At 62.2% G+C, this 26,083-nt stretch carries 5 protein-coding genes and 2 pseudogenes; all 7 read left to right on the top strand.

The annotated features are described in order from the left end of the window. On the top strand, positions 1 to 1,025 hold a 1,025-nt coding region (locus AC1DSG_RS10590; RefSeq protein ID WP_477790835.1), incomplete at its 5' end, for an MFS transporter. 165 nt (positions 1,026 to 1,190) lie between these two features. Then, positions 1,191 to 1,925, top strand: coding sequence for a thioesterase II family protein (locus AC1DSG_RS10585; protein WP_477790834.1), 735 nt, complete (start codon positions 1,191 to 1,193; stop codon positions 1,923 to 1,925). 242 nt (positions 1,926 to 2,167) lie between these two features. Beyond that, a pseudogene (locus AC1DSG_RS10580) lies at positions 2,168 to 11,200 on the top strand (amino acid adenylation domain-containing protein); the annotation flags it as partial. Beyond that, positions 11,192 to 12,742: pseudogene (locus AC1DSG_RS10575) on the top strand (amino acid adenylation domain-containing protein); the annotation flags it as partial. The pseudogenes AC1DSG_RS10580 and AC1DSG_RS10575, both read left to right, overlap by 9 nt. Beyond that, positions 12,728 to 13,135: a phosphopantetheine-binding protein gene (locus AC1DSG_RS10570; protein WP_477790836.1), complete on the top strand. Its 408-nt coding sequence runs from the start codon at positions 12,728 to 12,730 to the stop codon at positions 13,133 to 13,135. The pseudogene AC1DSG_RS10575 and the gene AC1DSG_RS10570, both read left to right, overlap by 15 nt. Further along, entirely contained in the window at positions 13,135 to 24,900 is an 11,766-nt protein-coding gene (locus AC1DSG_RS10565; protein WP_477790833.1) for an amino acid adenylation domain-containing protein, read from the top strand. The genes AC1DSG_RS10570 and AC1DSG_RS10565 overlap by 1 nt, the downstream gene beginning before the upstream one ends. Before the next feature lie 81 nt (positions 24,901 to 24,981). After that, positions 24,982 to 25,938: an alpha/beta hydrolase gene (locus tag AC1DSG_RS10560; RefSeq protein ID WP_477790832.1), complete on the top strand. Its 957-nt coding sequence runs from the start codon at positions 24,982 to 24,984 to the stop codon at positions 25,936 to 25,938. The last annotated feature ends 145 nt before the right edge of the window (positions 25,939 to 26,083 follow it).

The following is a 26,083-nucleotide window of genomic DNA, read 5'->3' as shown; positions in this document are numbered from 1 at the left end:
GTGCTGTAGCAGCGACCTTTGCCCTGGCTACGGCATTTTGCGCGCCACAGGTCTCGCGGCTGGTGGACCGTTTTGGGCAGCGCCGGATCTTGCCTGTGTCCGCACTGATCGGTGGCGGGGCGTTGTTGTTGGTGTTGCTCTGCACCCGCTTGCAGGCGCCGCAGTGGACGTTGTTTGTGTTCGCAGCGCTCGCCGGTTGCATGCCGAGCATGTCGGCGATGGTGCGGGCGCGCTGGACCGAGGTCTATCGCGGTGAGCCTGAATTGCAAACCGCGTATGCGCTGGAGTCCGTGCTGGACGAAGTCTGCTTTATTGTCGGGCCGCCGTTGTCGGTGGGCTTGTGCGTGATGGCGTTCCCCGAGGCCGGGCCGCTGGCGGCCTTGCTGATGCTGGCAATCGGCGTCACGGCGTTCGTTCTGCAACGTGGCACCGAGCCGGCCATTCATCCGCATGAAGAGCACCATCAAGGCTCGATTATTCGTTCCGGCGAGATTCAGTTGCTGATGCTGTTGATGGTCGCCATGGGCATCATCGTTGGCGTAGTCGATGTGGTCAGTGTGGCGTTTGCCCAGCAGCAGGGCCAACCGGCGGCGGCGAGTATTGTGTTGTCGGTATATGCGATGGGTTCGTGCATGGCCGGACTGGCGTTCGGGGCATTGCGCTCGAAAGTGCCGTTGCCGCGATTGTTCTTGTACGGCGGGGTGGCGACGGCGGTGACGACGCTGCCGTTGCTGCTGGCGAGCAATATTCTTGGATTGTCGTTGGCGGTGTTTGTTGCCGGGCTTTTTTTTGCGCCGACCTTGATCGTCGCCATGGCCCTGGTGGAGCGCATCGTGCCGCCGGCCAAGCTGACCGAAGGCCTGACCTGGCTGGTCACAGGCTTGAGCATCGGCGTGGCGATTGGCGCGGCTGGTTCGGGGTGGTTGGTGGATGGGTTCGGGGCGCGTAGCGGGTTTTGGCTGGCGATAGCCGCAGGCGCGGTCGTCCTCGGTTCCGCCGTCCAAAGCTTCCGCCACTTGAAATAAAGAACCAATGTGGGAGCGGGCTTGCCCGCGATGGCAGTGTGTCAGTCAACATTGATGGTGCTGACATACCGCTTTCGCGGGCAAGCCCGCACACATTTGATCTCTGACTAATTCAAATGCTGCCTCATCCGTTCTCTCTACAGACAACTTTTCGAGGTAAGCTCGGTGACCCAGCTGACATTGCTGTGCCTGCCCTATTCAGGCGCGAGCGCCATGGTTTACAGCCGCTGGCGGCGCAAGCTGCCGCAGTGGCTCACGCTGCTACCGGTGGAACTGCCCGGCCGTGGCGCGCGGTTTGGCGAGCCGTTGCACACCGACATGCGGCGTCTGGCGCTGCAACTCGCGCAGGAACAAATCGCCACGCTCAAGACGCCGTACGCGTTGTTCGGCCATAGCCTGGGCGCATTGCTCGCCTGTGAAATGGCCCATGCGTTGCGCTCGCTAGGCTGCCCGGAGTCGGTCGCGCTGTTCGCTTCAGGTACGGCCGCGCCGACGATGCGCGCTGATTATGATCGCGGTTTCGCCAAGCCGAAAACCGATGCCGAACTGATCGAGCAACTGCGTACCCTCAACGGCACCAGCGAAGAGGTGTTGGCCAACGAAGAGCTGATGAGCCTGACGCTGCCGGTTCTGCGTGCGGACTTTCTGCTGTGCGGGCGCTTCGAACCGCAGCAGCGCCCCTTGCTCAATTGCCCGGTGCATGTACTCGGTGGYAAGGCCGATCGCGCCACCACCGAGCAATTGATCGGCTGGAGCAAGGAAACCCGTGGCAGTTTTTCCTTGGACATGCTCAGCGGTGGTCACTTCTTTATCCATGAGCACGAGGCCAAGGTGTTGCGGGTGATCAAGGATCAGCTCGACGTTCACCATCGCCGCCACGCCATGGCCGGCAGCGCCTGATACAAAAAAACTGTRGGAGCGGGCTTGCCCGCGATGAGGTCATGCCAGTCAACATTGATGTTGAATGTTAATCCGCCTTCGCGGGCAAGCCCGCTCCTACAGTTGGATTTTTGGCATCCTCAGGTTCCGCGTTCTGCCTCCTTCCTGATACTTATTCTCATTCGTTAATTTTTCCGGTGTGCATTCGTTTTATAGGGACGACGTGCCTTTGTGCTTCCCGCCACTGATCCGGATCCTTAGAAATGAATGCTGAAGACTCCTTGAAACTCGCTCGCCGGTTTATCGGGTTGCCCCTGGAAAAGCGCCAGATGTTCCTTGCGGCCTTGCACAAGGAGGGCGTTGATTTCGCTCGGTTTCCCATCCCGGCTGGCGTCGAGGCCGAGGATCGCCAGGCGTTGTCGTACGCCCAGCAACGCATGTGGTTTCTCTGGCACCTGGACCCGCACAGCGGCGCCTACAACCTGCCGGGGGCGGTGCGCCTGACCGGACGGTTGAATCTGCCCGCGCTGGAGCAAGCGTTCGCCAGCCTCGTCGAACGTCACGAAACCCTGCGCACGGTGTTCCAGCGCCAGGTCGATGACAGTTTGCTGCAAGTACCGGCCAGTGCGCCGCTGGTCATCGATCATGTGGATTTCAGCACGCTCCCGGCCACTGAGCGCGAACTCGCCGTATCGCAAGCAGCCGAGCAACAGTCCGTGCAGCCATTCGATCTTGCAGTCGGCCCTTTGCTACGCGTGACGTTGCTCAAACTCGCCGATCAGGAACATGTGCTGCTGCTGACCCTGCACCACATCGTGTCCGACGGCTGGTCGATGAACGTGCTGATCGACGAGTTCATCTGCTGCTACGACGCGTTCGACGCGGGCGCTCAACCGCTACTCGCGCCATTGCCGATTCAGTACGGCGACTACGCCCTGTGGCAACGACGCTGGCTGGAAGCGGGCGAGCAGGCGCGTCAACTCGATTACTGGCAAGCGCAATTGGGCAACGAGCACCCGGTGCTGGAACTGCCCACCGACCACCCGCGCCCGGCAATGCCGAGCTATCGCGGCACTCGCTACGAATTCGCCRTCGACCCGCAACTGGCCGAACAACTGCGGGCCACCGCGCAGAAACACACCATCACCCTGTTCATGCTGCTGCTCGGTGCGTTCAACGCGTTGCTGCATCGTTACACCGGGCAGACCGACATCCGCGTCGGCGTGCCGATTGCCAACCGCAATCGCGCCGAGATCGAAGGTTTGATCGGCTTCTTCGTCAACACCCAGGTATTGCGCACGCAGCTAGACGGTCAAACCCGCGTCGACGACTTGCTATGCGCCATCAAGGAAACCGCCCTCGGTGCCCAGGCCCATCAGGACTTGCCGTTCGAGCGTCTGGTCGACGCGCTGAAGCAGGAGCGCAGCCTCAGCCACACGCCGCTGTTCCAGGTGATGTACAACCACCAGCCGCAGGTTGCGGACATTGCCACGGTCAGCACAGCGTCCGGTCTGGCGCTGGGTGTGATCGAGTGGGAAGGGCGCACCACCCAGTTCGACCTGACCCTCGACACTTACGAAAAGGGCGGCAAGCTGCACGCTGCAATGACGTACGCCAACGATCTGTTCGACGCAGACACCATCGCGCGCATGGCCCGGCACTGGACCACTCTGCTGCAAGGCATGGTCAGTGATCCGACGCAGCGCATCAGTGATTTGCCGCTGCTGGAAAGCGCGGAATACCAGCGCATTGTCAACGACTGGAATCACGCCGACGAAAGCTTCCCGCAGGCGCTGTGCATTCATGAACTGATCAGCCAGCAAGTCGCAGCGAATCCGCATGCATTGGCTGTGACCTTTGGCACAAAGCAGCTGAGTTACACCGAACTCGACATCCAGGCCAATCGCCTGGCGCACAAATTGATCGAGCTGGGTATCGGCCCGGAAGTCCGCGTCGGCGTAGCCATGCCACGCTCCGAAAGCTTACTGGTGGCCTTACTCGCGGTGCTCAAGGCCGGCGGTGCCTACGTGCCGCTAGACCCGGATTACCCGGCCGAGCGCGTGGCCTACATGCTCGAAGACAGCCGCGCCCTGGTGTTGCTGACCGAGCAATCCGTTGCCGCGACACTGACCGTGGCAGCCGAGACCCAAGTGTTGCTGCTGGACGGCCAGGCATGGACTGAATACCCGGCAAATGCCCCGCAAACTCGCGTTACGCCGGACAACCTCGCTTACGTGATCTACACCTCCGGCTCCACCGGCAAACCCAAAGGCGTGGCCATCGCCCATCGCAACGTGCTGGCGCTGATTGACTGGTCGGCATCGGTCTACAGCCGCGATGACATCCAAGGCGTGCTGGCCTCGACCTCGGTCTGCTTTGACCTGTCGGTGTGGGAGCTGTTTGTGACCCTGGCCAATGGTGGCTCGGTGATCATCGCCCACAACGCCCTGGAATTGCCGCAGCTGCCGGCGCGGGATCAAGTGCGCTTGATCAACACCGTGCCGTCGGCGATCAATGCTTTGCAGCGCGCCGGACAGATCCCGCCAAGCGTGCGCATCATTAATCTTGCCGGCGAGCCACTGAAGCAGAGCCTGGTGGAGGCGTTGTATCAGCAGCCAACCGTCGAACACGTCTACGACCTGTACGGCCCGTCGGAAGACACCACCTATTCGACCTGGACCCGGCGTGAGGCTGGTGGCCGCGCCAACATTGGTCGCCCGCTCAAACACACCGCCAGCTATTTGCTGGATGCCGAGCTGCAACCGGTGCCGCAAGGCGTTTGTGCCGAGCTTTACCTCAGCGGCGCGGGCATCACCCGCGGTTATCTGGCACGGCCGGGCATGACTGCTGAAAAGTATGTGCCCAACCCGTTCGCCAGCAACGGTGAACGCTTGTACCGCACCGGCGACCTGACTCGCTATCAGGCCGACGGTACGCTGCAATACGTCGGGCGTATCGACCATCAGGTCAAGGTTCGTGGCTTTCGCATCGAACTGGGTGAAATCGAAGCGCGGCTGTTGCAGCGGGACGCCGTACGCGAACTGGCGGTGCTGGCGCAGGATGGCGTCAACGGCCAGCAACTGGTCGCCTACATCGTGCCGAACGATCCAGCCTTGCTGGACGACGTCGACGCTCAAGCGACTCAGCGTGAAACCTTGAAAGCCGCGCTGCGCCAGCATCTGCCGGACTACATGGTTCCGGCGTTCCTGCTGTTCCTCGATCACCTGCCACTGACCCCCAATGGCAAACTCGATCGCAAAGCCTTGCCGGCCATCGACGGAGCATCGCAACAACGCGAACACGTCGCGCCGCGCAGCGTTTTGGAAAAATCCCTGGCCGCGATCTGGCAGGACGTGCTGGCCATCGATAACGTCGGTCTGGAAGACAACTTCTTCGAACTGGGCGGCGACTCCATCGTGTCCATGCAAGTGGTCAGCCGCGCGCGTCAGGCCGGGATCGTCTTGAGCCCCAAGGATCTGTTCCAGCACCAGACCATTCGCAGCCTTGCTCAAGCGGCCCGCAGCGGCGAGCAGCCGTTGACCGACCAAGGCCCGGCGCAGGGCGAGGTGGCGCTGGCACCGATGCAGCAGTGGTTTTTCGAGCAGGCAATCCCTGAGCGCCAGCACTGGAACCAGTCGCTGCTGCTGGTACCGCGTGAGGCATTGAACGCCGAGGTCCTGGACCGCGCCATTGAGCAATTGCTGACCCACCACGACAGCTTGCGCCTGCGTTATGGACAGACCGTCGAAGGCTGGCAGCAAATCTACGCAGCACCCACCACGGAGTCGGTGTTGTGGCAGCGTCAGGCCCGGTCGGTCGAAGAACTTAATACCCTGTGCGACGAAGCCCAACGCAGTCTCGATCTGCATAATGGACCGCTGATGCGCGCTCTGCTGGTGGCGATGGCTGACGGTACTCAACGCCTGCTGCTGGTGATTCATCACCTTGCGGTAGACGGCGTTTCCTGGCGCGTGCTGCTGGAAGATCTTCAGCGGTTCTACAGTGGCGGCAACCTGTCGTTGGTGAAAACCAGCACGTATCAGCGTTGGGCCGAACGTCTGAAAGCGCACGTTCCAGCCTTTGGAAACAGCCTCGGTTATTGGCTGGCCCAACTGAAAAACGCAGCGAATGATCTGCCCTGCGACCGTCCGAACGGCGCGCTGCAAAACCGCTTCGAACACAAAATCGAACTCAAACTCAACGCCGAACACACCCGCAAACTGCTGCAACACGCCCCGGCGGCCTATCGCACTCAGGTCAACGACCTGCTACTGACTGCACTGGCGCGCGCGGTTTGCCGCTGGAGCGGGCAGGGCCGCGCGCTGGTTCAGCTCGAAGGCCATGGCCGCGAAGACCTGTTCGACGACATCGACCTGACCCGCACCGTCGGCTGGTTCACCAGCCTGTTTCCGCTCAATCTGGTGCCGTCGAGCGACCTCGGCGCATCGGTCAAGAGCATCAAGGAACAACTGCGCGGCGTGCCGGACAATGGCCTCGGTTACGGCACGCTGCGTTACCTCGGCAGCCCGACGATTCGTGCCGAACTGGCCGCGTTGCCGCAACCGCGCATTACCTTTAACTATCTGGGGCAGTTTGACCGTCAGTTCGACGATGCCGCGATGTTCTTGCCCTCTACCGAAGGTAACGGTCTGGGCCAGGATCCGTCGGCGCCGTTGGGCAATTGGCTGACAGTCGAAGGTCAGGTCTACGGCGGCGAGTTGTCGCTGAGCTGGGGCTTCAGCCGCGAGATGTTTGACACCGCGACCATCCAGCGTCTGGCAGACGATTACGCGCTGGAACTCAAGGCCCTGATCGATCACTGTTGCGCCGTTGAATTGCCCCAAGCCACACCGTCGGACTTTCCGCTGGCGCAGATCAGTCAGCCACAACTCGACGCATTGCCGGTCGCGAACCTTGAAGACCTGTATCCGCTGTCGCCCATGCAGCAGGGCATGCTGTTCCATACCCTGTACGAACCGGGAGTTGGCGCCTACATCAGCCAGTTGCGCCTGGACATTCAAGGCCTCGATCCCGAGCGATTTGCCCACGCCTGGCAGACCGCACTGGAGCGCCACGATATCCTGCGCAGCAGCTTCCACTGGCAAGACCTCGACACCGCGCATCAGGCGATTGTCCGTCAGGTCGAGTTGCCACTCGAAGTGCTGGACGCGACCGACACCGACACACTGGCCGATGCCGAGCGCGCCCAAGGCTTCGAATTGGGCAGCGCGCCGCTGTTCCGCTTGAAGCTGGTCCGCACCGATTCCAACGACTGGCACCTGATCTACACCAGCCACCACATTTTGATGGACGGCTGGAGCAACGCGCAGTTGCTGGCCGAAGTCATCCAGCATTACGCCACCGGGCAATCGCTGCCGGCATCGACCGGGCAATACCGCGATTATCTGGGGTGGTTGCAGCAGCAATCGGCTGTCGCTGGCGAGCAGTTCTGGAAAGCCGCGTTGGCGCCGCTGGAGGCGCCGACATTGCTCGCCGAAGCCTTGCGCCCGCCGGTGGGTGCGGAGGGCAGCGAAGCGTATCGAGTCGCCCTCGACAGTCGCGCAACCCAGCGTCTGGCCGACTTCGCCCGCCAACAGAAAGTCACCCTCAACACCGTTCTGCAAGCGGCGTGGAGCCTGTTGCTGCACCGCTACACCGGTCAGGATTGCGTGGTCTTCGGGGCCACTGTGGCGGGTCGTTCGGCGCCGCTGCCTGGGATCGAAGAACAACTCGGACTGTTCATCAACACGCTGCCGCTGGTCTGCGTGATGAAGCCGGATTGYACCGTCAGCCAATGGCTGAGCGAACTGCAAGGGCTGAACCTGGCCATGCGCGAGTTCGAGCATGTGCCGCTTTATGACATTCAGAGCTGGGCAGGGCAGCAAGGGGCGGCGCTGTTCGACAGCCTGCTGGTGTTCGAAAACTTCCCTGTCGCCGAAGCGTTGAAGCAGGGCGCGCCGGCCGGGTTGTCATTCGGCAACCTGCACAACCACGAACGCACGCACTACCCGCTCACCCTGGGCATTGAACTGGGTGAAGGCTTGAGCCTGGAATTCAGCTACGACGCGGCGCGGTTCAGCGCAGCGCAGGTCGCTGAGTTGGCGGCCAACCTGCAGCATGTGCTGGTGCAGTTGGTGGCGCAGCCGGATACGGCATTGGGCGCGTTGGAACTGCTCGATATCGAGGGTAAAGATTCGCTGCTGGCGATCAGTCAACCGACCTCGGTTCAGTTATCCACAACCTTGTGGGTCCACGAACAAATCGCTGCTCAGGCAGCCGCCACGCCGGATGCGCTGGCTTTACAGGTTGACGGCCAGTCCCTCAGCTACACGCAGTTGAACACCCAGGCCAACCGCCTGGCCCATCGCCTGATTGCAAACGGCGCCGGTCCCGGCAAACGTGTCGGGCTGGCGTTGCACCGTAGTCCGCAATTGATCGTCAGCCTGCTGGCGGTGCTGAAAACTGGTGCGGCGTACGTGCCGCTGGACCCGAATTTCCCGGCAGAGCGTCTGGCCTACATGATCGACGACAGCCGCCTCGACGTGCTGCTGTGTGAATCCGGTCCGTTGGAAAATGTGCAAGGCGTGCCGCGTCTCAGCGTCGGTGACAACGCGGGCTACCCGGAAAACGATCCGCAAAACCACGCGGTCGCCGAGGACCTGGCCTACATCATCTACACCTCCGGCTCCACTGGCCAACCCAAAGGCGTAGCCATCGCCCATGCCGCGTTGCGCGAGTTCTGCCAATCTGCCGCCGATTATTCGGTGCTGTCGGCGTCAGACCGTGTGTTGCAGTTCGCGACCTTCAGTTTCGATGGTTTCGTCGAACAGTGCTTCCCGGCCCTGTGCGCCGGCGCGACGTTGATCATGCGCGGCGATGAATTGTGGGACGCCGGCCGCCTCGCTGCCAAAATCGTCGAGCAAGGCGTGACCGTGGCGGACTTGCCGGCGGCTTACTGGTACCTGCTGGCCCGCGAATGCGCGAGCGGCGTGGTCACCGATCTCGGTGATTTGCGTCAGGTCCACGTCGGCGGTGAAGCGATGTCGGTCGAAGGTTTGCGCTTATGGCATCAGGCCGGATTGAGCCACGTGCGTTTGCTCAACACCTACGGCCCGACCGAGGCGACCGTGGTGTCCAGCGTGCATGAATGCCGACTCGACGATGCCAGCGATGCGTTTGGCATCCCGATTGGTCCTGCCATCGCCGGTCGTGCGCTGTATGTGCTGGACGCTGCCAGTCAATTGCTGCCCAACGGTGGCGTTGGCGAGTTGTGCATCGGCGCACCGGCCTGCCTCGCGCAAAGCTACTTCGATCGCCCGGCGCTGACCGCCGAACGTTTCCTGCCGGACCCGTTTGCCCATGAACCCGGCGCGCGGCTGTACCGCAGCGGCGACCTGGCGCGCTACAACGCTGACGGCAATCTGGAATACGTCGGCCGTATCGACCATCAAGTGAAGATCCGCGGTTTTCGCATTGAAATGGGCGAGATCGAAGCCTGCCTGCAAGCCTGTGACGACGTGCGTGATGCAGCGGTCATCGCTCAGGACGGCACGCAACTGGTGGCGTATGTCGTGGCCAGCGATGTGGTGGTTTCTGAAACTGACTATCTGGAAGGACTCAAGGCTGTTCTACGTCGGTCGCTGCCGGACTACATGGTGCCAAGCCATCTGATCCTGCTAGCCCGACTGCCGCTCAACAACAACGGCAAACTGGACCGCAGGGCTTTGCCGCGTGCTCAAGCCAGAGATGCGCAACATGACTTTGTGGCTCCGGCCCAAGGGCTGGAAACGCAGCTGGCGCTGATCTGGCAGGACGTATTGCAAGTCGAGCAAGTGGGCCGCAACGACAACTTCTTCGAACTGGGCGGGCATTCGTTGCTGGTACTGCAAGTGATCTCCCGCGTGCGTCAGCAGCTCCAGCTCGAACTGTCGGTGAGCTGTCTGTTCTCGGCCGCGAATTTGGCGGAGTTTGCCGAGCGAGCGGCACTGGCGAACGCCAGCAGCCAACCGATCCTGCAACCTGCGCCAATCGATCAACCGCCGATCCTGTCGTACGCCCAACAGCGCCAATGGATTCTCTGGCAACTCGCCCCGCATAGCCCGGCCTACAACATTCCCGCCGCGTTGCGCCTCAAGGGCCCGCTCAACCTTGATGCCCTGCGCAAAGCCTTCACTCAATTGCAGACTCGCCACCAAACCCTGCGCACCACCTACGAACAGAATGGTCAGCAGGCGTGTCCGGTGCTGCACGACACACTGGCGCTGCAACTGGAACACCGTACGCTCGATCAATCGTCGGTCGACACTGCCGTGGCGGAAGAAATCGCCCGCCCGTTCGATCTGCGTAACGGTCCGTTGTGGCGCGTGTTGTTGCTGCAAGTGAATACCGACGAACACGTGCTGGTGCTGACCGTTCACCACATCGCCGCCGATGGCTGGTCGATGCAGGTCATGGTTGATGAGTTCAGTGCGTTGTATCAGGCTGCCGTCGAAGGTCGCGCTGCAAACCTGAACAGTTTGCCGGTCAGCTACAGCGACTATGCCCGCTGGCAGCGCGACTGGCTGGAGGCCGGCGAGGGCGCACGGCAACTGGCGTGGTGGAGCGAGCAACTGGCCGGCAGCCAGACACCGCTGGAGTTGCCAAGTGAACTGTCCCGCCCGGCCCGACGCAGCGAACGCGGCGCCAGCCTGATGCTCAACGTTGATCGCCAGTTGCTAACCGGTTTGCGCCAGCGTGCCCAGGAGCAGCAAGTAACGCTGTTCATGCTGTTGCTGGCGAGTTTCCAGACCTTGCTGCATCACCAGAGCGGGCAGTCGAGCATCAGCGTCGGCGTGCCCGGCGCGGGGCGTTCGCGCCTGGAAACCGAAGGCCTGATCGGCTTCTTCATCAACACCCAGGTCCTGCGTGCCGAGATCGACGGACAGCAACCATTCAGTGCGTTGCTGCAACAGGTCAAACAGGTCGCATTGGATGCACAGGCCAATCAGGACGTGCCGTTCGAGCAGCTGGTCGACGCCTTGCAGCCGGACCGCAGCCTCAATCACAGCCCCTTGTTCCAGGTGCTCTATAACCATCAGCAGCAATTGGGTGCGAGCGTCGAGCGCGTGGTTGCCGACTTGCAGGTCGAGCGTCTGCACTGGCAGCAGCACACCGCGCAATTCGACCTGGTACTCGACACTCAAGAGCAAGGCGAAGAACTCGATGCCAGCCTGACGTACGCCACGGATGTGTACGACGAGGCGTCGATGCAGCGGCTCGCCGAGCAGTGGCTGAACCTGCTGCGGGCGGTGGTCAAGGATCCACAGCAACGCGTCGCCGAATTGCCCTTGCTTCACGCGCCGCAATATGAGGCGTTGATCCAGCACTGGAACCCGGCATTCGAGGCGCAACTCTCGTCGCCAACCTTGCACCAGCTATTCGAAGCTCAAGCCGAGCAACGGCCGAACGCCATCGCGCTGGTCCACGAAGGCGAGCAACTGAGCTACGCCGCGCTCAACGCCCAGGCCAATCAACTGGCGCGCAAACTGAGCGAACAGGGCGTCGGCCCAGAGGTGCGCGTCGGCATCGCCACCGAACGGGCGATGCCGCTAGTGGTGGGTTTGCTGGCGATTCTCAAGGCTGGCGCGGCTTATGTGCCGCTCGATCCGCAATACCCGGCCGAGCGTCTGAGCTACATGATCGAGGACAGCGGCATCACGCTGCTGCTGACTCAGCGGCATTTGATTGATAGTTTGCCGGCTCGCGATGGGGTGCAGGTGCTGAGCCTTGAATCGTTGCAGCTGGATGCGTACAGCGATGAAAACCTGACACCGCTGGCGACCCCGGACAACCTCGCCTACGTGATCTACACCTCCGGCTCCACTGGCCGGCCAAAAGGCGCGTTGCTCAGTCATGCCAATGTCGGGCGTCTGCTGACCGCCACCGCAGATGAGTTCAACTTCGGCCCGGCCGATGTCTGGACGCTGTTCCATTCCTACGCGTTCGACTTTTCGGTGTGGGAGCTGTTCGGCTCGCTGTGTACGGGTGGGCGTCTGGTGATCGTGCCGCATGACATCAGTCGCGAACCGCAAGCGTTTCACCGCTTGCTCTGCGATGAAGGCGTGACGGTGCTGAACCAGACCCCGAGCGCGTTCCGTCAACTGTTGCCGATTGCCTGCGCGAGCGAACGAAACCTGGCGCTGCGTCAGGTGATCTTCGGCGGTGAAGCACTGGAAGTCGCCAGCCTGCGTCCATGGTTCGATCGCTTCGGTGACCAGCAGCCCACCTTGGTCAACATGTACGGCATCACCGAAACTACAGTGCACGTGACTTACCGTGCCATCCGATTGGCTGACCTCGACGGCAAGGCGCAAAGCCCGATTGGCCTGCCGATCCGCGACCTGCGCTGGTACTTGCTCGACAGCCAGTTGCAGCCGGTGCCGGTGGGTGTAGCGGGTGAGTTGTACATCGCTGGCACCGGTCTGGCGCGTGGTTATCACGGGCGTTTCGGCCTGACCGCCGAGCGTTTTGTGCCGAGCCCGTTCGAGGCTTCTCAACGCCTCTATCGCAGCGGTGATCTGGCGCGTCAGCGTGGCGACGGCAGCATCGATTACCTGGGCCGCATCGACCAGCAAGTGAAGATTCGCGGGTTCCGCATCGAACTCGGCGAAATCGAAGCGGCGCTGCTGGCCCAACCGGGCGTGCGCCAAGCGGTATTAAATGTTCACGCCGGTGACGGCGGAGCGCAGTTGTGCGCCTACGTCGTGGCCGAGCACACCCCACACGACCCGATTGCCTGGCGCGACAACCTGCGTGCCGCGCTCAAGGTCGATCTACCGGATTACATGGTGCCCAGCCACTGGCTGCTGCTCGATGCCTTGCCGCTGACCGGCAACGGCAAGCTCGACCGCAACGCCTTGCCACTGCCGGATGCCGAGGAATGGCAACGCCCGTTCGAAGCCCCCGAAGGCGACCTCGAACAGCACCTGTCGGCCATTTGGGCCGAGGTGCTGGGCGTGGCGCAGATCGGCCGGCGCGACAACTTCTTTGAATTGGGCGGGCATTCGTTGCTCGCCGCCCAGGCCAGTGCCCGCGTGGAACTGGAACTGGGCATCGAGCTGCCGCTGCGCGCGCTGTTCGAATCCACCGACCTGCAGGCCTATGCCGCCATGGCCGGGCAACACGCCCCGGCTGACCACGATGCACGTCTTGATGCGCTTGAGTCGCTGCTCGACGAGATGGAGATCAATTGATGGAACATACCACTGCCCAGCGTATCGCCAGCCGCTTCGCCGGCCTGCCTGCCGACAAGCGCCGCGAATTTCTGAGCCGCATGCAGGAGCAGGGCGTGAGCTTCGGCCAACTGCCGATTCCGCCGGCTTGCGAACCGCAAACGCGCTTCGAACTGTCGTACGCACAGCAGCGTCAATGGTTCCTCTGGCAGCTTGATCCGCACAGTTCGGCGTACAACATACCGGCGGCGTTGCACCTGCACGGGCCGCTGAATGTCGCGGCGTTGCAGCACAGTTTTGATGTGTTGTCGGCGCGGCATCAGAGCCTGCGCAGCCGTTTTTTCGAGGACGATGGTCACGTCGTTCAGACGCTGGCCGGGTTCACCTCGTTGCCGATTGAAAAAATCGACATGCACGGCGAATCACAGGAAAAACGCTTTGATCTCGCGATGAAAAGCGTCGAACAGGAAATTTCGCGGCCATTCGATCTGCAACACGGTCCGCTGTTGCGGGTCAGTCTGTTTCAGCTCGATACCGAGGACCATGTGCTGTTGCTGACCCTGCACCACATCGTCACCGATGGCTGGTCGATGGGCGTGCTGGTGGAAGAGTTCTCCCGGCTCTACGCCGCGCATTGCCAAGGGCAAAACGCAGCGCTGGAACCGCTGCCGATCCAGTATTCCGATTACGCCTTGTGGCAACGCCGCTGGATGGAAGCGGGCGAGCTGGAGCGTCAACTCAACTGGTGGCGCGGGCGCTTGGGCAACGAGCAACCGTTGCTGGAGTTGCCCACCGACCGTCCACGACCGGCGCAACCGAGCCAGCGCGGTGCGCGTCTGGATTTCGCCCTCGATGCAACCTTGTCCAGTGGTCTGATGGCCTTGGCCAAACAGCGCGGTGTCACGCCGTTCATGCTGTTGCTGGCGAGCTTGCAGGCGTTGCTCTATCGCTATAGCGGCCAGGCCGACGTGCGCGTTGGCGTGCCCATTGCCAACCGCAACCGCAGTGAAACCCGTGGCCTGATCGGCTTCTTCGTCAACACTCAGGTCATGCGTGCTGAACTGGATGGACGTCTGCCATTCAGCCAGTTGCTCGACCAGACCCGCACCGCGTCGCTGGACGCCCAGGATTATCAGGACTTGCCGTTCGAGCGTCTGGTGCAGGCGCTGCAAGGTGAGCGCAGCCTCAGCCACAGCCCGTTGTTCCAGGTGATGTTCAACCACCAGCAAGCCAAGCCGGCGGCGGTCAGCGGCTTGCTCGCCGGGCTGCGCGTCGAAGCGCTGAATGCCACGGCGCACACCACCCAATTCGACCTGCAACTGGACACGCAGGAGGAGGGCGACAAACTGTTCGCCAGCCTGACCTATGCCACGGATCTGTTCGACGCCGAGCGCATCGAGCATTTGGCCCGTCATTGGCGAAACCTGCTGGCCGGCGTGCTGGCGAATCCGCAATGCCCGCTCGCCGAGTTACCGCTACTGGACGCCGACGAGCGTCTGCGCATTCTTGATGACCTCAACGACACGACTCAGGCTTATCCGGGTGAAGTCTGCGTGCAGCGCCATTTCGAAGAGCGTGTAGTCGAAAACGGGGAGGCGACGGCGCTGGTGTTCCAGGGCCAGACCCTGAGTTACGCCGAACTGAACCGGCGCGCCAATCGTTTGGCCCATCACTTGCGCACTCAGGGCGTTGGCCCGGAAGTGCTGGTGGGGATTGCCTGCGACCGTTCGTTTGAAATGGTCGTCGGCCTGCTGGCGGTTCTCAAGGCCGGTGGCGCTTATGTGCCGCTGGACCCGGAATACCCGCTGGATCGCCTGAGCTACTTGATCGAAGACAGCGGCATTTCGTTGTTGCTGACGCAGGAACATTTGCTGGCGCAATTGCCGACCCCCGATAACGTGCGGACCTTGTGCCTGCGTGCCGAGGCCGATTGGCTGAGTGAACTGCCGAGCAACGATCTACCGAACCTCGCCGGCGCCGAAAACCTTGCGTATGTGATTTACACCTCCGGTTCTACCGGCAAGCCTAAAGGCGCGGGCAACCGTCACGTGGCGCTGCACAACCGTCTGGAGTGGATGCAAGAGGCCTACAAATTGCAGCCCACGGACCGCGTGCTGCAAAAGACGCCGTTCAGTTTCGACGTGTCGGTGTGGGAGTTTTTCTGGCCGCTGATGAAGGGCGCCACGCTGGTGATCGCCGTACCGGGCGAACATCGCGATCCACAACGCCTGGCTGCGCTGATCGTTGAGCAAGCGATTACCACGCTGCACTTTGTACCGTCGATGCTTTCAGCGTTCATCGGGACCGATGAGTCGTTGGCCTGCACCTCGCTGCAACGGATCATTTGCAGCGGTGAAGCGCTGCCGATGGAGCTGCAACGCCAAACCCTGCGCAGCTTGCCGCAAGCCAATCTCTACAACCTCTATGGCCCGACCGAAGCGGCCATCGACGTGACCCACTGGACCTGTGTGGAAGAGGGCCGCGACAGCGTGCCGATTGGCCGTCCGATCGCCAACCTGCGCACCTGCATCCTCGACAGCGAACTGCAACCGTTGCCGTTGGGCGCGGTGGGCGAGTTGTACCTCGGTGGCGTCGGTCTGGCGCGCGGCTATCACCGCCGTGGCGCGCTGACCGCCGAGCGTTTCGTGGTCGATCCGTTCGGCAGCGGCGAGCGCCTGTACCGCACCGGTGACCTGGCGCGTTATCGCGCCGACGGCGCCATCGACTACTGCGGGCGTATCGACGATCAAGTGAAAATTCGCGGTTTGCGTATCGAGCTGGGCGAAATCGAAGCGCGCCTGCAAGAACATGCCGACGTGCAGGAAGCCGTGGTGCTGGCCCTCGATGGCCCGAGCGGCAAGCAACTGGTCGCGTACCTCGTGCCGCAGGACCGCGCACTGCTGAATGCCACTGCCGAGCAACAAGGCGCGTGGCGCGAAATCCTGAAAAGCCATCTGCTCGCCAGCCTGCCGGATTACATGGTGCCGGCGCAGACCGTGCTGATCGAGCAAATGCCCCTGAGCCCCAACGGCAAACTCGACCGCAAACGCCTGCCCGCGCCAACCGCGCAAGTCAGCCAACGCGCCTTCGAAGCGCCACGCAGCGAACACGAACAGGTTCTGGCAAAGATCTGGCAAGACGTGTTGGGCGTGGAGCAGGTGGGGCGTCAGGACAACTTCTTTGAACTGGGCGGCGACTCGATTATTTCGATTCAAGTGGTCAGCCGTGCGCGTCGCGCCGGTCTGAGCCTGCAACCCCGTGACCTGTTCCAGCAACAGACCTTGCAAGCGCTGGCCGCTGTGGTCAAAGAACAAACCGCACCGCTGGCGCAACAAGGGCCGGTGGACGGCGTGCAAACACTCACGCCGATCCAGTGCTGGTTCTTCGACGAACCGATTGTGCAACGCGCGCACTGGAACCAGGCCGTGTTGCTGACGCCCCGGGAAACCCTCGAACTGCCGCGCCTGCAAGCCGCGCTGCAACGCTTGCTCAAGCAGCACGATGCCCTGCGTTTGCGCTTCAGTCAGGTCGATGGTCAATGGTCGGCACGTTATGTCGGGGCCGACAGCGCCGATGTCATCGACATGCTCTGGACCGCCCGCGTAGCCAGCGATGCCTCGCTGGAGTCGGTGTGCGACGAAGCGCAACGCAGCCTCAACCTGCAAGACGGTCCGCTGCTGCGCGCAGCGTTGATCACCCAGGCGGATGGCTCCCAGCGGTTGCTGTTGGTGATCCATCATTTGGCGGTAGACGGTGTGTCCTGGCGGGTGTTGCTGGAAGATTTGCAGTCCGCTTACCAAGGGCAAGACCTGCCGCCGAAGACCAGCGCCTTCCAGGCTTGGGCCGACAAGCTCGCCGCGTATGCGCACTCCGAAGCCGCTGTCAGTGAACTGAGCTGGTGGCAGGCGCAGCTCAGCGTGGCGAATGATTCGCTGCCAGCCGCCAACGCCCAAGCCAGTCAGGCCGGGCATTTGCGCCAAGGCGTCAGCATCGGCCTCGACCGCGAGCAGACCCGTCAATTACTGCAACAGGCGCCGGCGATCTACCGCACGCAGGTCAACGATCTGCTGCTGACCGCACTGTCCCGCACCCTCAGCCGCTGGACCGGTGACGAATCGGCGCTGATTCAACTCGAAGGCCATGGCCGCGAAGAACTGTTCGACGACATCGACCTGACCCGCACCGTCGGCTGGTTCTCCAGCCTGTTCCCGGTGCGCCTGACGCCGACCGCCGACCTGGCTTGTTCGATCAAGGCGATCAAGCAGCAACTGCGCGAGATCCCCGGCAAAGGCATGGGCTACGGCTTTTTGCGATACATGGGCGATGCATCGACCCAAGCGGCATTGGCCGCATTACCGCAGGCGCGGGTGACGTTCAACTACCTCGGCCAGTTTGATCAGAGCTTCGCCGAGGACGCGTTGTTTACTCCAGCGCGCGAATCCAGCGGTGCCGCGCAATCTGCCGATGCACCGCTGCCGAACTGGCTGTCGGTGGACGGTCAGGTCTATGGCGGTGAACTGAAACTCGACTGGACCTTCAGTCGCGAGTGCTTTGATCAGCGCGAGATCGAAGCGCTGGCCGCGGATTACCAGCGCGAATTGCTGGCGTTGATCGCCCATTGCCTGAGCGATGGCGCGGGCGGCGTGACCCCGGCGGACTTCCCGCTGGCGCGCCTGACTCAAGCGCAACTCGATGGTTTGCCGGTGCCGCCGACACAGATTGATGACCTGTATCCGCTGTCGCCGATGCAGGCCGGTTTGTTGTTCCACAGCTTGTACGAGTTGGAATCTGGCGCGTATGTGAACCAGCTCAGCGTCGAAGCCCGTGGCCTTGATGCCGAACGACTGGGACGCGCCTGGCAGGCGGTACTGGACAGCCATCCGATCCTGCGCAGCAGTTTCCATTTCCCGGATGGCTTCGAAGCGCCGGTGCAATTGGTCCATCGTCATTTGCAATTGCCGATGACCTGCCTCGATTGGCGCAACCGTGACGATCAGGTCGAAGCACTGGCACAGTTGATCGACAGCGAACGCCTGCAACTCGATCCGGTTCGGGCACCATTGATGCGTTTGACGCTGGTGCGGCTGGACGACGAGCGCCAGCAACTGATCTACACCCACCATCACTTGTTGCTCGATGGCTGGAGCAATTCGCTGCTGCTGAGCGAAGTCTTGCAGCGTTATGCCGGGCTGGAAGTGCAGGCACCTACAGGGCGTTTCGCGGATTACATCGGCTGGCTGCAACGTCAGGACGCGCAGGCGGATGAGCAGTTCTGGCGCGAGCAACTGGCGAACCTCGACAATCCGACGTTGTTGGCCCAAAGCCTGGCCCATGGTGATAGTAAAAACCTGTCGACAGCAGCGTTCGCCGATCATCGCCAGACTTTCGACGTCGCCACCAGCCAACGCTTCAGCGATTTCGCCCGTCAGCAAAAAGTCACCCTCAACACCTTGGTGCAAGGTGCCTGGGCATTGCTGTTGCAACGCTACAGCGGTCAACGCAGCGTCGCGTTCGGCGCTACCGTGGCGGGGCGGCCGGTGGATTTACCTGGAGCCGAAAGCCAGCTCGGGCTGTTCATCAACACCTTGCCGGTGATCAGCACGCCGGACGCGGTTGAAAGCGTCGGCCAATGGCTGAGCCGCTTGCAGGCGCAGAACCTCGAATTGCGTGAGCATGAATTCACCGCCCTCGGCGATATTCAGCGCTGGGCCGGGCGTGCCGGCGAGCCGCTGTTCGACAGCCTGCTGGTGTTCGAAAACTTCCCGGTCGCCCAAGCCTTGCAACAGGGTGCTCCGGCCGGGTTGAGCTTCTCGATTGCGCAGAACCATGAACGCACCAACTTCCCATTGACTCTGGCGGCCACCGCTGAAAATCAGCTCAGCCTGAACTGGAGCTACCAGTGCAGCCATTTCAGCAGCGAAGCCATTGCCCGCATGAGCGAGCATCTGGCCGCGCTGCTGGCGTCGATGGTCGCCGCGCCCAATGCCGCATTGAGTGAACTGGACCTGCTGACCGCGCCGGAGCGTGCGCAACAGTTGCTGCAGTGGAACCCGCCGTTCACCGCAACGGAAAACCCGCTGTGCGTGCATCAACTGATCGAAGCCCAGGCTGTTCTCCGCCCGAACGCAACCGCGCTGATCTTCAATGACTTGGAGTTGAGCTTCGATCAACTTAACCGTCGCGCCAATCAACTAGCCCACCGCTTGCGCGCACTGGGCATCGGCCCGGAGGTGCGAGTCGGCCTGGCCATGCAGCGTTCGCCGGAAATGATCATCGGCCTGCTGGCGATCCTGAAGGCCGGTGGCGCTTACGTGCCGCTGGATCCAGCGTACCCGACCGAACGCCTGCGCTATCTGATGGAAGACAGCGGGATTTCCTTGCTGATCAGCCAGTCGTGGCTGCGGGAAAAACTGCCGTTGCCGCAAGGTCTGGCAGTGCTCGAAGTCGACCTCGAACCGCTGGCGTCGATGCCTGAAACCAACCCGGTCAACCTGACCTGCGGTGAAAACCTCGCGTACTTGATTTACACCTCCGGCTCCACCGGGCGACCCAAAGGCGTGAGCGTCGCTCACGGTCCGCTGGCCATGCATTGCCTGTCGATCGGCGAGTTGTACGGCATGACCCCGGAAGACCGCGAGCTGCAATTCGCCTCGATCAGCTTCGACGGCGCCCACGAACGCTGGCTGACGCCGCTGGTGTTCGGTTCGGCGGTGATGCCCCGTGACGATGAGTTGTGGAGTGTTGAGCGCACGTGCGCCGAGATTGAAAAGCACGGCATCACCATCGCCTGCTTCACCCCGAGCTACCTGGCGCAAATCGCCGATTTCATGGGCGAAGCGGGGCGCAATCTGCCGATTCGTTCCTACACCCCGTGCGGTGAAGGCATGGCCAAGCATGCGTTTGATGAAGTGCAGCAGGTATTGCAACCGAAGCGCCTGATCAATGGCTACGGCCCGACCGAAACAGTGATCACGCCGCTGATCTGGCTGGCCTGTCCAGATACCGAATTCGACTCGGCGTTCATGCCGATTGGCCGGCCGGTGGGCAATCGCAGCGCCTATATTCTGGACGGCGGCTTGCAGCCGTTGCCGGTGGGCGTGGCGGGCGAGTTGTACCTGGGCGGCGAGGGTGTCGCACGGGGTTATCATCAACGTCCCGAATTGACGGCTGAACGTTTCGTGCCGGATCCGTTTGTACCGGGCGGGCGCTTGTATCGCAGCGGCGACCTCGCACGGTTCCGCGCTGACGGCGTTGTTGAATACCTGGGCCGGATCGACCAGCAAGTGAAGATTCGCGGGTTCCGGATTGAACTCGGGGAAATCGAAGCCTGCCTGCTCGAACACGAAGACGTGCGTGAAGCCTTCGTCATCGACCGCGACGGCCCAGTCAGCCGCCAACTGATCGGCTACGTGGTGCCGCGCGATCCGCTCGCCGATGAGCAGGATCTGCGTGAGGCGCTGACGGCTCATCTGCGCAGCCGTTTGCCGGCGCACATGCTTCCGGCGCATTTGATGTGCCTGGCGGCGTTGCCACTGACGCCGAACGGCAAGCTTGATCGTCAGGGGCTGCCGGCCCCGGAAGCGACTCGGCAGCAACACGATCACGTGGCCGCCGCGTCGCCGGCCGAAGCGTTGCTGGTGGAGATCTGGCAGGAACTATTGGGGCTGGACTTGGTGTGCGTCACCGAAAACTTCTTTGAACTGGGCGGCGATTCGATCATCTCGCTGCAAGCGGTGAGCCGTGCCGGGCAGCGCGGGTTGGTGTTCAGTCCCAAGCAACTGTTTGAACAGCAAACCATCCGTGCGCTCGCCGCGGTGGCCATCAGCCGTGAAGCGGCGTTGGTTGCAGCGCCGAAAGTCGAAGCCTTCTCGCTGGTGCCGCACATCGACTTCGCCGCCCGCGACGGACTGCAAGACCTGTATCCACTGTCGCCGATGCAGCAAGGCATGCTGTTCCATTGCCTCGATTCACCGGAGCTCAATCCCTATGTCAACCAGTTGAGTGTGGCGGTGGACGGTTTGCAGGTGCCGCGTTTCCGTGCGGCCTGGCAGACATTGGTCGAGCGTCATGAAGTGCTGCGCGCAGCATTCCGCTGGCGCGATGGTCTGGTCGATCCGTTGCAAGCGGTGTTCGCCGACGTCGAGTTGCCGATTGAAGAGCTCGACTGGCGTGAACGCAGCGACACTGAGCAGGCATTGACGGAGCTGGCGGCAGCGGAGCAGGCCAAAGGTTTCGACCTGAGCTGCCCGCCGCTGATGCGCTTCATTCTGGTTCGCCTCGGTGATGACCGTTACCAGATGATCTGGATCTACCATCACCTGTTGCTGGACGGTTGGAGCGCATCGCGGTTGTTGGCTGACATGCTGCGCCTGTACCACAACGACACTCTGCCGGCTTTGACTGGACGCTATGCCGACTACATCGCCTGGCTGCAACGTCAGGACGGTGCGCAGGCCGAAGGCTTCTGGCGCGAGCGGTTGGCATTGCTCGAAACACCAACCATTCTGGCCAAGGCCTCCGGTGCCGCTGGTGTAGGTCATGGTGTGATGTACAGCAACCTCGATGCCGAGGCGACGCGCAAACTGCACAGCTTCGCCAAGCGYCAGCGCGTGACCCTCAACACGCTGGTCCAAGGTGCGTGGCTGCTGCTGTTGCAACGCCACAGCGGCCAGCGCAGCGTCGCGTTCGGCGCCACGGTGGCGGGGCGCCCGACGGGACTTGCCGGGGCGCAGGACATGCTCGGTTTGTTCATCAACACCCTGCCGGTGATCCAGACCCTCGACCCGCAACAGCCGTTGGGCGAGTGGCTGCGCGAGTTGCAGGATTACAACCTGATGGTCCGCGACTACGAACACACGCCGTTGTCGGACATTCAGCGCTGGGCCGGGCAGGGTGGTCAGGGCTTGTTCGACAGCATCATCGTGTTTGAAAACCATCCGGTGGACCGTGCGTTGCGCGGGGGCGAGGAGGGTGAACTGCGCTTTGCCGAGGTCGGCAGCGGCGGGGTGACCAACTTCCCGATGGACTTGATGGTCAGTGCCAACGAAGAAGGCCTGGAAGTCGAGTATCTGTTTCTGCGGGACCGCTTCAGTGAAGTGGAAGTCGAGCGGATTCGTGCGCAGCTGGAAGGTTTGTTGCGTGCGTTGCCGGAGGACGCGACGTGTCTGCTCGGCAATATTGGCTTGCCTGAATCGCGTATCAGCCTGCCGCTGGCGTCGGCCGACAACACCGATTTGCTGCATGCGTTTAATCAGCATGTACTCACGCAACCGCAGAAAATTGCCTTGTTCTGTGAAGATCGCGAAGTCAGTTATGCCGAGCTTGAGGCGCAGGCCAATGGACTGGCGCAGCAATTGATCGCTCGCGACATCGGCCCGGAAAGTCTGGTGGCGGTAGCGTTGCCGCGTTCCGAGCGCACCATCGTCGCGTTCCTCGCCGTGCTTAAAGCAGGGGCGGCTTACTTGCCTTTGGACCTGGCGTACCCGGCCGAACGGCTGGCTTATATGTTGAGCGATTCGGCCRCCAGCCTGTTGCTCTGCGACAGCGATCTGGGCGAACGGCTGACCCTGGCCGACAGCCCGCCACGCCTGCTGCTCGATCAGCTGAGCGTTGCCGACAATGCAGCGTGCCCGGTTTCCAACCCGTTGCCGGGGCATCTGGCGTACCTGATCTACACCTCAGGCTCCACCGGCCAACCGAAAGGCGTGGCCGTGGAACGCGGATCGATTGCTCGACATTGCCGAGGGATCATCGACCTCTACGAACTGGCACCACGCAGTCGCGAGCTGCACTTCATGTCGTTCGCCTTCGACGGTGCTCAGGAGCGCTGGTTAAGCGTGCTGTTGGCCGGCGGCAGTCTGGTGATTCGCGAGGACAGTTTGTGGACCCCGGAACAGACGCTTCAAGTGCTGCATCGTCATGCCGTTACCGTCGCCTGCTTCCCGCCGGCGTACCTGCAACAGATGGCTGAAGTCGCCGAGCGTCTGGGCAATCCGCCGGCGGTCGAGGTGTATTGCTTTGGCGGTGATGCGGTGCCGGATGCCAGTTTCGAGCAGGTCAAGCGCGCCTTGCGTCCGCAGCGTCTGGTCAATGGCTATGGCCCGACGGAAACCGTGGTCACGCCGCTGTTGTGGCGTGCTGAGGTCAGCGGAACCTGTGACGCGGCTTATGCGCCGATTGGTCGAGGCGTGGCAGGGCGTGGTGTGTATGTGCTCGATGCTGATCTCAACCCCTTGCCGGTGGGTGTCAGCGGCGAGTTGTATCTGGGCGGCGAATGCCTGGCACGGGGTTATCACCAGCGTCCGGGCATGAGCGCCGAGCGTTTCATTCCCGATCCGTTCGAGGCTGGTGGCCGCATGTACCGCACCGGCGACCTGGTGCGCCAGCGCGAGTGCGGGTTGGTCGATTACCTGGGAAGGCTGGATCAGCAAGTGAAGATCCGTGGATTCCGTATCGAACTGGGCGAAATCGAAGCACGTCTGCGTGATTGTGCGGGTGTGCAGGATGCCGCCGTGGTGGTCCACGACACGCCGACCGGCAAGCATTTGGTCGGTTATGTGGTGGCGGCCGGCGCTGTCGGGCTGGATCGTCGCTTGAAGTCTGAACTGCAAGCGCAACTGCCGGATTACATGGTGCCGGCGCGGATCCTGCTGCTGGAGCGCTTCCCGCTGTCGGCCAACGGCAAGCTCGACCGTCGCGCACTGCCGGAGCCTGAATGGGCACTTGGTGGTTATCGAGCGCCGCGCAACGCGCTGGAAACGGCGTTGACCGCGATCTGGCAAGAAGTGCTCGGCGTGCCACAAGTGGGCATCGACGACAACTTCTTCGAACTGGGCGGCGACTCGTTGCAGGTGCTCAAAGTCATCTCGCGGGTACGCAGCCAGCCGCAACTGGGCTTTGAATTGAAGCTGCGGGATTTGATGCAGAAACCATGCATCGCAGAGCTCAGCGGTTATCAGGCGGCGGAGCCCATTACATCGGCACCGGACCCGTTGTTGGCACTGAATGCGCGGATCCCCAATGTGCCGGCGCTGTTCTGCCTGCACGCCGGTTTCGGCACGGTATTCGACTACGAACCGTTGGCGCGGCGCCTGGAAGGCCGGCGCACGGTGTACGGCGTTCAATGCCGCATGTTGCTCGACCCGCAATGGCAGGACGAATCGATGTTGGTCATGGCACAAGCCTATACGCAGTGGATTCGCAGGCAGCAGGCGAAGGGGCCGTATTACTTGCTGGGCTGGTCGCTGGGCGGTGCGTTGACGCAACTGGTCGCCCACGAACTGGAAACCCAGGGTGAAACAGTCGCCTTTGCCGGGTTGGTCGACAGTTATGTGGCGGGCACCGCTGAAGCTGGGGGCTGGCGTGAAGATTTGGGCGACTTCCTGAGGTTTGTGCTCGGGTTGCCGACCGATGAGGCGCAGGCGCTGATTGCGTTGAAAACTGCTGGTTTGAACGAGCGCGAGGGGGCCACGGCGGTGATCGAGGCGGCCATGTACGGCTCCAACGAGCACGCCGCGTTGGGTGTCGGGGAACTGACGCAGATCTTCGCCACCGGTTCACGCCTCAAGCAACTGGCACTGGCCCATCGACAACTGCCGGCGATTCAGGCCATGGCCCATCGCTGGTGGGTGGCCGGGCGCGACGATGAACGCCGGGTGTTTGAGTCTCAGGTCGGCCGCCACGGCGTCGATCGTTTGTTGGCGGGTGGGCACTACGAGCTGCTGCGCGGTGATGAGTTGCTGGATGAATTGGAAGATCTGCTGGAACGCCGTTTGGCCATCGCTTAAACGGGAGCGCCACGGTCCCCTACAAAATCTCCGCTCGTTTCAAGATTTTGTATTGATCTATTTGTGTAGAAGGATTTTCCCATGGCCGTATTGCCAGAACTTGAAGCATTTCTTGAACTCGCCGAGTTCGGCCGGATGACCGGCAAAAGTCGCGCGATGCATGAACTGTCGCCGCAACAGGCGCGGATCGATTTTGAGGCATCCTCGGGGTTTCTCGATGTGCCGCTGGACAACGTGGCCTGCGAACACTTCACCATTGCTGCGCGCGACGGCCATAGCCTGCCGGCGCGGTTGTATCGCGACGGGCAAGCGGTCGAGGGATTGCAAGCGGTGGTGTTGTATTTCCATGGCGGCGGCTATGTGGTCGGCAGTCTCGATTCCCATGATGCGCTGTGTCGGCGATTGGCTTCACAGGGTGGTTTTGCGTTGTTGACCGTGGATTACCGGTTGGCGCCCGAATGGCGTTTCCCGACACCGGTGCAGGATGCCTGCGATGCCGGCAACTGGCTGGTGCGCGAAGGTGCGGCCCGGGGTCTGGACGCGAATCGGGTGGCGCTGGTCGGTGACAGCGTTGGCGCGACCCTGGCCACGGTGTTGTCGATCATGGCGGTGCATGAGCCTGAGGAACTGACGTTGAAGCCCAAGGCACAGGTACTGCTATACCCGGTGACGGATGCAACGACGAAACGCGCCTCGCATCGGGATTTCGCCGAGGGGTATTTGCTGGAAACGCCAACGCTGGATTGGTTCTATGCGCATTACGGGCGCACTCCCCAGGACCTCGTGGACTGGCGCTGTTCGCCGTTGCTGGCAGCGGACCTGTCGGGTGTGGCACCGGCGCTGGTGTACCTGGCCGGGCATGATCCGTTGCATGACGAAGGCTTGGCGTATGCCGATCGTTTGCGTGCGGCGGGGAATGAGCTGACGTTGCTGGAACAGCCGGGCATGACCCATGACTTTATGCGCATGGCGGGGTTGTTGGGGGAGGTTGTGGGGATTCACTCGGAAGTGGCGGGGTGGGTGCGTTCGCGGGTTTGAGGTAAATCGAAAAAACCGCCATTCCTGGATCAGGGGTGGCGGTTTTTTTGTGCCAGGCATTGGGACTTTCAGGTGCGGCCACTATTGCCATCGCGAGCAGGCTCGCTCCCACAGGGGATCTCCGGTGTTTAGACGACCCCTTGTG

The organism is Pseudomonas sp. P5_A12 (assembly GCF_056400685.1).
This window is presented reverse-complemented; position numbering and strand designations above follow the sequence as displayed.

Bases quoted from the DNA above. Each gene is read 5' to 3' on its own strand.
- AC1DSG_RS10560 (WP_477790832.1), top strand. From the start codon at position 24,982: ATGGCCGTATTGCCAGAACTTGAAGCATTTCTTGAACTCGCCGAGTTC.
- AC1DSG_RS10570 (WP_477790836.1), top strand. From the start codon at position 12,728: ATGGTGCCCAGCCACTGGCTGCTGCTCGATGCCTTGCCGCTGACCGGC.